At 65.5% G+C, this 8,319-nt stretch carries 8 protein-coding genes; 2 read left to right on the top strand and 6 right to left on the bottom strand.

The features are described from left to right. Positions 1 to 55 precede the first annotated feature (55 nt). The 5 genes from CF68_RS14285 to CF68_RS14265 all read right to left on the bottom strand — a co-directional run bounded on the left by CF68_RS14285 (position 56) and on the right by CF68_RS14265 (position 6,447). Entirely contained in the window at positions 56 to 1,393 is a 1,338-nt protein-coding gene (locus CF68_RS14285) for an ABC transporter substrate-binding protein (protein ID WP_035819823.1), read from the bottom strand. 91 nt (positions 1,394 to 1,484) lie between these two features. After that, entirely contained in the window at positions 1,485 to 2,561 is a 1,077-nt protein-coding gene (locus tag CF68_RS14280) for a branched-chain amino acid ABC transporter permease (protein ID WP_035819821.1), read from the bottom strand. A gap of 24 nt (positions 2,562 to 2,585) precedes the next feature. Beyond that, a complete protein-coding gene (locus CF68_RS14275) occupies positions 2,586 to 3,500 on the bottom strand; it encodes a branched-chain amino acid ABC transporter permease (protein ID WP_035819819.1) in 915 nt (304 codons plus the stop codon). 11 nt (positions 3,501 to 3,511) lie between these two features. Beyond that, a complete protein-coding gene (locus CF68_RS14270) occupies positions 3,512 to 4,474 on the bottom strand; it encodes an ABC transporter ATP-binding protein (RefSeq protein WP_035819874.1) in 963 nt (320 codons plus the stop codon). Between the two features lie 14 nt (positions 4,475 to 4,488). Next, complete coding sequence (locus CF68_RS14265; protein ID WP_035819817.1) at positions 4,489 to 6,447, bottom strand: long-chain fatty acid--CoA ligase; 1,959 nt, start codon at positions 6,445 to 6,447, stop codon at positions 4,489 to 4,491. A 278-nt stretch (positions 6,448 to 6,725) separates the two neighbouring features. Here CF68_RS14265 and CF68_RS14260 point away from each other — a divergent pair, with 278 nt between their 5' ends. Further along, positions 6,726 to 7,394: a Crp/Fnr family transcriptional regulator gene (locus CF68_RS14260; RefSeq protein ID WP_010814879.1), complete on the top strand. Its 669-nt coding sequence runs from the start codon at positions 6,726 to 6,728 to the stop codon at positions 7,392 to 7,394. Between the two features lies 1 nt (position 7,395). Then, a complete protein-coding gene (locus CF68_RS14255) occupies positions 7,396 to 7,818 on the top strand; it encodes a DUF3293 domain-containing protein (RefSeq protein WP_035819815.1) in 423 nt (140 codons plus the stop codon). Positions 7,819 to 7,867: 49 nt separating this feature from the next. Here CF68_RS14255 and CF68_RS14250 read toward each other — a convergent pair whose 3' ends face one another. Next, a complete protein-coding gene (locus CF68_RS14250; RefSeq protein ID WP_084187236.1) occupies positions 7,868 to 8,200 on the bottom strand; it encodes a hypothetical protein in 333 nt (110 codons plus the stop codon). Positions 8,201 to 8,319: the final 119 nt, after the last annotated feature.

The following is an 8,319-nucleotide window of genomic DNA, read 5'->3' as shown; positions in this document are numbered from 1 at the left end:
CCCCCCCCCCCCGGGGGGGGGGGGGGGGGAGAACCCAGTCGGGATTCGGGCGGCCTCAGGACTTCGAACAAGCCGGCGTAATCCCCTTCTCCTTCGCGTACTGCGCCGCCGTGGCCTTGAACAGCGGGTGGATCAGGCTCTTGTTGCCCTCGATCCAGTCCGACACTACCACCCACTTGGTGCCATCCCACTGCTGGATCTTCACCTTGCCCGAGCCCTCGTGGTTGTCGCAGCTGGTCTTGATCTCGGGCAGCAGGCCGGTTGCGCCCAGTTGCTGCAGGCGCGCGTTGGTCAGGTTCAGGTTCTCGAAGGCCCAGCGCATCTGCTCGCCGGTCATGGGCTTGCCCTTGCCGAACTTGGCCTGCGCCACGCGCACCGCTTCCACCGTCACCACTGCCGCCGAAACGCCGCGGTTGTACAGCACCGAACCCACCTTGTTCTTGTCCTGCATATTGCCCTTGCCGCCACCGTAGACCACCTTCTCGATATCGGCGATCAGCGGCACGTTGCGGCCGGCCACGTTCCAGGTGGCGCTCATATAGCCCTTGGAGGCATCACCCGCCGGCACCGTGTCTTCTTCCGAGCCGGCCCACCACGAGCCGATTATCTTGTCGCGCGCAAAGCCCACCTTCTGCGCGGCCTTCAGCGCGGTCTGGTTCATCACGCCCCAGCCCCAGAAGATCACGTAGTCGGGGTTCTCCTGGCGGATCTTCAGCCACTGCGCGCCCTGCTCGTTGCCGGGGTGCGCCACCGGGATCTCCACCAGGTTGAACTTGCCCAGCTTGGCCTCGGCCTGCAGCGCCACGATCGGCTCCTTGCCATAGGCCGAGTCGTGATACAGGTAGACGATCTTCTTGCCGGCCAGCGAACCGCCGTTCTTCGAGGCCAGGTACTTGACGATGGCCGAGACCTGCATCTGGTACGTGGTCACCAGCGGGAACGCGTACGGGAACACCGAGCCATCCACCGCGTCGGTGCGGCCGTAGCCCATCATCACCAGCGGCACCTTGTCGGCGGCGGTCTTGTCGACCAGCGCGTACGAGATGCCGGTGGACATGGCGTGGTAGGCCGTGCCCTTGGTGGTGGCGTTCTTGGACTTCAGGCGTTCATAGCACTCCACGCCCTTGGCGTTGTTGTACTCGGTTTCGCACTCTTCCCACGACAGCTTGACGCCATTGACCCCGCCTTCCTTCAGGTTGACGTAGTTGAGGTAGTCGATGAAGCCGCCATACCAGGACTGGCCGTTGGCGCCATACGGCCCCACGCGGTAGCTTGGCAGCGCCACGAACTGCTCGTTGCTCTGCGCCATGGCCGGCGCCGCCGGCGCCAGCAGTGCCGCCGCGGCGCTGACCACCAGGGCGGCGCGTTGCACATTGCGAATCAGGTTGGTCATGACAGTCTCCATCGCCCTCAAGGGAGCGTTTCGTTATGCGTAAGCTTCAGAACTTCACACAGGAACTGCGGTAATACAGGCACCCCTCCCGTCAATGAGGGAACGGCCACAGCCTCAGCTTCTCCTTGGCGATCTGCCACAGCCGCGCCAGCCCGTGCGGCTCCACGATCAGGAAGAAGATGATCAGCCCGCCGAACACCATCAGCTGGATGTGCGACACGGTGGCATTGGTGAACGGCAGGTGCAGCAGCGCGGCCAGCGGCGGCAGCACGTTGTCCAGGAAGATCGGCAGCAGCAGGATGAAGGCCGCGCCCAGGAACGAGCCCAGGATGCTGCCCACGCCGCCGATGATGATCATGAACAGCACGCGGAACGACAGGTCCAGCGAGAAGCCGTCTGGCTCGACCGAGCCCAGGTAGCAGAACGCGTAGAGCGCGCCGGCCACGCCGCAGTAGAACGAGCTGACCGCGAACGCCAGCAGCTTGGTGCGCATCAGCGGGATGCCGATCACCTCGGCCGCCACGTCCATGTCGCGCACCGACATCCACGCACGCCCGGTGGCCGAGCGCACCAGGTTCTTGGCCGCCAGCGCCAGCACCGTGACGATGGCCAGCACGAACAGGTACTTCTTCACCGGGGTGTCGATGGCGACGCCGAACAGGTCCAGCCGCTGCGCCGTGATCACGCCCGACGAGCTGTTGTTGGAGAACCAGGGGAACTTGGTCAGCGCCCACACCACGAAGAACTGCGCCGCCAGCGTCGCCACCGCGAGGTAGAAGCCCTTGATGCGCAGCGACGGCAGGCCGAAGGCCACCCCTACCAGCGCCGCCGACAGCCCTGCCAGCAGGAATGACAGCAACACCGGGATGCCTTCGATGCGCAACTGGAAGTTGTAGGCCGCGTAGGCACCCACCGCCATGAAGGCCGCGGTGCCGAGCGACAGCTGGCCGGCATAGCCGGTCAGGATATTCAGCCCCAGCGCCGCCAGCGAAAAAATCAGGAACGGGATCAGGATGGCCGAGAACCAGTATTCCGACCCGACGAACGGGATCGCCACGAAGGCCACGGCCATCAGCACGGCAAAGCCGATGCGGTCCTGGCGGATGGGGAAGATCTGGCTGTCGGCGACGTAGCTGGTCTTGAACTGGCCGGCTTCACGATAAAACATGGTAAGTCTCCTGTGCGAAGTCGGTCAGACGCGATCGATGTGTTTCTCGCCGAACAGCCCCTCGGGCCGCACCAGCAGAAACAGCAAGGCAAACACATACGGGAACCACCCTTCGATGCCGCCGAAGTTGCCCCCGAACATCGACTGGAACACCGGCGGGATATAGATCTCGGCCAGCTTCTCCGAGGCGCCGATGATCAGCCCGCCGACGATGGCGCCGGGCACCGAGGTGAAGCCGCCCAGGATCAGCACCGGCAGCGCCTTGAGCGCGGTCAGCGTGAGCGCGAACTGCACGCCATTGCGCGAGCCCCACAGCATGCCGGCTACCAGTGCGACGAAACCCGCCACGCCCCATACGATGGCCCAGATGTTCTGCAGCGGGATGCCCAGCGACAGCGCCGCCTGGTGGTCGTCAGCGACCGCGCGCAGCGCGCGGCCGACCTTGGTGTACTGGAAGAACAGCGCCAGCGATCCAACCAGCACGCCGGCAATGGCCGCCGCCGCAATATCGAACTTGGACAGCACGATATTGAAGTTGGTCATGATCGACTCGATCGGCTCGTCGACGATGCCCAGGTTGATCGGGCGCACTTCATTGCCGAACAGCAGCGGCCCCAGGCCTTCAAGGAAGAACGACAGCCCGATGGTCGCCATGAACAGCGTGATCGGCGGCTGGTTGACCAGCTTGCGCAGCACGAAGCGCTCGGTGCTCATGCCGACCAGGATCATCACCACGAAGGCGCCGATCACCGCTGCCCACATCGGCAGGCCCTTGTCCATCAGCCCCACCACCGCCAGCGCGGCGAAGTAGACCATCGCGCCCTGGGCAAAGTTGAACACGCCCGAGGCCTTGTAGATCAGCACGAAGCCCAGCGCCACCAGCGAGTACATCAGGCCAGAGAGCAAGCCGCCGATCAGGATTTCAAAGAAGAACGTCATGGTTCAGAGCCTCAGTGCGAAGTGCCCAGGTACGCCTTGATCACGTCAGGGTTGCCCTTGACCTCTTCCGGCGTGCCGTCGCCGATCTTCTTGCCGTAGTCGAGCACCACCACGCGGTCGGAGATGTCCATCACCACGCCCATGTCGTGCTCGATCAGCACGATGGTGGTGCCGAACTGCCGGTTCACGTCCAGGATGAAGCGGCACATGTCCTGCTTCTCTTCCACGTTCATGCCGGCCATGGGCTCGTCCAGCAGCAGCATCGAGGGCTCGGCCGCGAGTGCGCGCGCCAGCTCCACGCGCTTCTGCAGGCCATACGGCAGGCGCCCCACCGGGGTCTTGCGGATCGACTGGATCTCGAGGAAGTCGATCACTTCTTCGACCTTCTGGCGATGGCGCATCTCTTCGTTGCGCGCCGGGCCCCACCACAGCGCGTGGGCGAACAGCCCGGTGCGGAACTGCGTGTTGCGCCCGGTCATGATGTTGTCCAGCACCGTCATGCCCTTGAACAGCGCGATGTTCTGGAAGGTGCGCGCAATGCCCTGGCGCGCCGCGGCGGTCGGGTGCATCTGCTTGCGCTCCTCGCCGCGGAACACGATGCGTCCCTGCTGCGGGTGGTAGACGCCGTTGATCACGTTGAGCATCGAACTCTTGCCGGCGCCGTTGGGGCCGATGATGGCGCGCACCTCGTGCTCGCACACATCGAACGAGATATCGGTCAGCGCCTTGACCCCGCCGAATGACAGCGAGATATGCTGCAGGTCCAGGATCACCTCGCCGCCGGTGCGCGCCTGCTCGCCGGTGCGCTGCGCGCGCTGCGTGCCGGGATGCGCACCGCTGTCATCCGTCAGTTCCGCAGGAGACATCGGCCCCATGGGCGCGATCGCGCCGCCGCTGCCGGCACCGCTGGCATCCGTGCGTGCCGTCCCCGCCCATTCGCGCTGCCCCGCGCCTTGCCAGGCTACTTGCGTCATCTTGCTGCCCTCGCTCATGCCGCGCGCGCCGCCACAGGCAGGCGCTTCGCATTGACCAGCTTCAGCGTGGCCGACACGCTGCCCTCGCGTCCGTCTTCAAACTTGACGCGCGTCTCGATGAACTGCTCGGACTTGCCCGCATAGAGCGCCTCCACCAGCACGCCGTATTTGTCGGCGATAAAGCCGCGGCGCACCTTGCGCGTGCGCGTGAGCTCGTCGTCGTCCGGATCCAGTTCCTTGTGCAGGACCAGGAAGCGTGCCACCTGCGATCCGGCCAGCATCGGGTCGTTGGCCAGGTCGGCATTCACCTGGTTCACGCACTCGCCGATCATTTCCAGCACCTCGGGCTGCGCGGCCAGGTCGACATAGCCGGCGTACGGCAGGTGGCGGCGCTCGGCCCAGTTGCCCACGGCCTCGAAGTCGATATTGATAAAGGCGCAGACCTGGTCGCGGTCGCTGCCGAAGGCCACCGCTTCCTTGATGTACGGGAAGAACTTGAGCTTGTTCTCGATGTACTTGGGCGCGAACATCGAGCCATCGGCCAGCTTGCCCACGTCCTTGGCGCGGTCGATGATCTTCAGGTGGCCGTCGGCGTCGATCACGCCGGCGTCGCCGGTCATGAAGTAGCCCTCGTCGTTGATGGCCTCGCGCGTGGCGTCGTCGCGCTTGTAGTAGGACTTGAGCAGGCCCACGCCGCGCACCAGCACCTCGCCGTTGTCGGCGATGCGGATTTCCATGCCCGGCGCCGCCGGGCCGACTGAATCGAACTTGACCTTGCCGTCAGGCTGCAGGCACACATAGGCGCAGGTCTCGGTCTGGCCGTAGAACTGCTTCAGGTTCACGCCGATCGAGCGGTAGAAGCGGAACAGGTCCGGGCCGATCGCCTCGCCCGCGGTATAGCCCACGCGGATGCGGCTCATGCCCAGCACATTGCGCAGCGGACCGTACACCAGCGCCTCGCCCAAGGCGTAGCGCGCGCGGTCCGCGAGCGATACCGGCTGGCCGTCAAGGATATCGGTGCCGCAGCGCTTCGCCACATCCATGGCCCAGTGAAACAGCTTGCGCTTGATCCAGCCCGCATCCTCCATGCGGATCATCACCTGCGTCAGCAGGCCTTCATAGATGCGCGGCGGCGCAAAGTAGTAAGTGGGGCCGATCTCGCGCAGGTCGGTCATCACCGTTTCGCGCGATTCCGGGCAGTTCACCGTGAATCCCGCCACCATCGCCTGCGCGTACGAGAACAGGTTGTCGCCCACCCATGCCATCGGCAGGGAGGACAGCACGTCGTCGTCCGCGCTGAGCTTGTCGAAGGCGCAGCCGTTGCGCGCCGCGCCGATCAGGCCGTAGTGCGAATGGCACACGCCCTTGGGCTTGCCGGTAGTGCCGGAGGTATAGAGGATGATCGCGGTGTCGTCGGGCTGGCCGGCGGCGATGGCCTCGTCATAGAAGCCCGGATGCGCCTGGTCGAACTCGCGGCCCAGTTCCTGCAGCCGTTCATAAGACATCAGCGACGGGTGGTCGTAGTCCATCAGGCCGCGCGGGTCTTCAAAGATGACGTGGCGCACGGCGCGGCCGGACTCGGCCAGCTGCGCTTCCACTTCCAGTAGCTTGTCGACCTGCTCCTGGTCCTCGACGATGGCGAACTCGATCTCCGCATCGTTGAGCACGTAGACCATCTCGTTGGCGATGGCGTCCTGGTACAGCGGCACCGGCACGCCGCCCAGCGCCTGCGCCGCGGTCATGGCCCAGTACAGCCGCGGGCGGTTGTCGCCCACCACCGCCAGGTTCATGCCGCGCCTGAAACCGAGCGCGGCCAGCCCGCAAGCCAGTGCCCTCACCTGCTGCGCCGCCTGGGCCCAGCTGTATGTCTGCCAGATGCCGAGATCCTTCTCGCGGTGAGCCGGATGATCCGGCCGCTGCTGGGCGTGCGCCAGCAGCCATCGCGGGAAGGTCGTCGCCGACGATTCCTGCATCGCTGTCTCCTGTCCCTCCGGCGTGGGGATCCACGCCCGGTGTCAAGCGCCGGTCCGGTCGTTATACTTGGCTTGCTCTGCCCGGCAGCATCCGCCGCCTGGCATCAAGCCCGGTGTGCCTTGCATCAGGCCGCCGGGAAAGCGTTTTCGCCTTTCCCCGGCGTGCCGCTGGTGGCACCCGCGGTTCCGTTGTGATCGTACGATAGCCCATGCCAACAACCCCGGTTGTCACGCCGGTGACAATTCCGGGTTAATCCCTACCGGAGCAATTCCAGGCCATGCTGAACGATTTCGTCGACCGCTGCGTGTGGGCAGCAGACCTGAGCCCCGAGCAGCGCGAGCGCGTGCGCCGCGCCATGTTCGTGCACGAGTACACCCAGGGCGACTACGTCTGTCACAAGGGTGACATGGCCGAGCACTGGATGGGCGTGCTCGAAGGCATCGTCAAGATCACCACGGTGTCGCCCTCGGGCAAGTCGGTCACCTTCACCGGCGTGCCCACCGGCGGCTGGTTCGGCGAAGGCGCGGTGCTCAAGTCGGAAATCCGCAAGTACGACGTGATGGCGCTGCGCCGCTCGACCATCGCCTTCCTGCCGCGCGACACTTTTCTGTGGTTGCTGGATACGAGCCTGCCGTTCACGCGCTTCCTGCTGACCCAGTTCAACGAACGCCTGGGACAGTTCATCGCGGCGGTGGAATATGAGCGGCTGCTCGACATCGATTCGCGCGTGGCGCGCGCTGTGTCGTCGCTGTTCAATGAGCACCTGTATCCGGGGATCGGCAAGACGCTGGAGATCTCGCAGGAAGAGATCGGCCTGCTCGCTGGCATCTCGCGCCAGCGCGCCAACCAGGCGCTCAAGGTGCTGGAACAGCAGGGCCTGGTGCGGGTGGACTACGGGGTGATCGAGGTGCTGGACCTGGAGGGGTTGCGGCAGTACGGCGAATAACATGGCCAGCGCCATCGACGACGCCACGCTGCAGGCCTATCGCGAGACGCACTACCGCGTGCTGGGCGACCAGCCGATGGTATTGCGGATAGACCAACCCAGCGCCCCGCTGGCGGCGCTGCACCGCGCGCTGGGCGTGGCAGCGAGCGCCTTCATTACCGCCGCCAACCCGTTCAGCCTGCGCTGCGACGACGACGCCAACGCAAAGCGCCAGCAAGCGCTGGCGCAAGACTTGGCAAGGATGGGATTGCGCGCAATCGAAGCCGCCGGCGAGCATCCACGCAACGGCTGGCCGGCCGAGCCGAGCTTCCTGGTGCCGGGGCTGTCGCTGGCGGATGCACGGGCACTCGGCGAGAAATACGAACAGAACGCGGTGGTCTGGAGCGGCGCGGACGCGGTGCCGCGGCTGGTGCTGCTGCGCTGAACGCCGGGCCGGGCGGTGGTGCGGGCCGGCGCCTCAGCCGGTGCGGCGATCAGTGGCCGTGATGACCGCGATGGCCGTGATGACCGCGATGCCCATGGCCGTGGTGGCGATAGTGATGATGCCGATGATAGTGGTGATGGCGGCCGCGCCACTCATGGCGGCCATACCAGCGACGGCCATCCCAATAACGGTCGCCATGCCAGCCGTGATGGCGCGGCGCATACACCACGTGCGGCGGGGGTGCCACATAGACCGGGGCCGGCGCCGCATAGACCGGCGCGCCGATCTGCACGCCCACATCCACATGAGCCATCGCCGAACGGGCCGCCAGCAGGGACATTGCGCCCGCGAGCAGCGCAGCAAAGAGAATCGGGTGAGCCATGGAGCTTGTCTTGTCGTAAACGGAATGGGTGCACTCTACCGCGCATTCCTGTTACCGGATGCGGCGGAGTGTTTCGGCATATAACGCCGTGTAAGCGGGATTTGGCGGTAACCGGAACC

It is taken from the genome of Cupriavidus sp. SK-4, assembly GCF_000611125.1.
Taxonomy (GTDB): Bacteria; Pseudomonadota; Gammaproteobacteria; order Burkholderiales; family Burkholderiaceae; genus Cupriavidus; species Cupriavidus necator.
The sequence above is the reverse complement of the archived record's forward strand: the minus strand, read 5'-3'. Positions and strand labels throughout refer to the sequence as shown.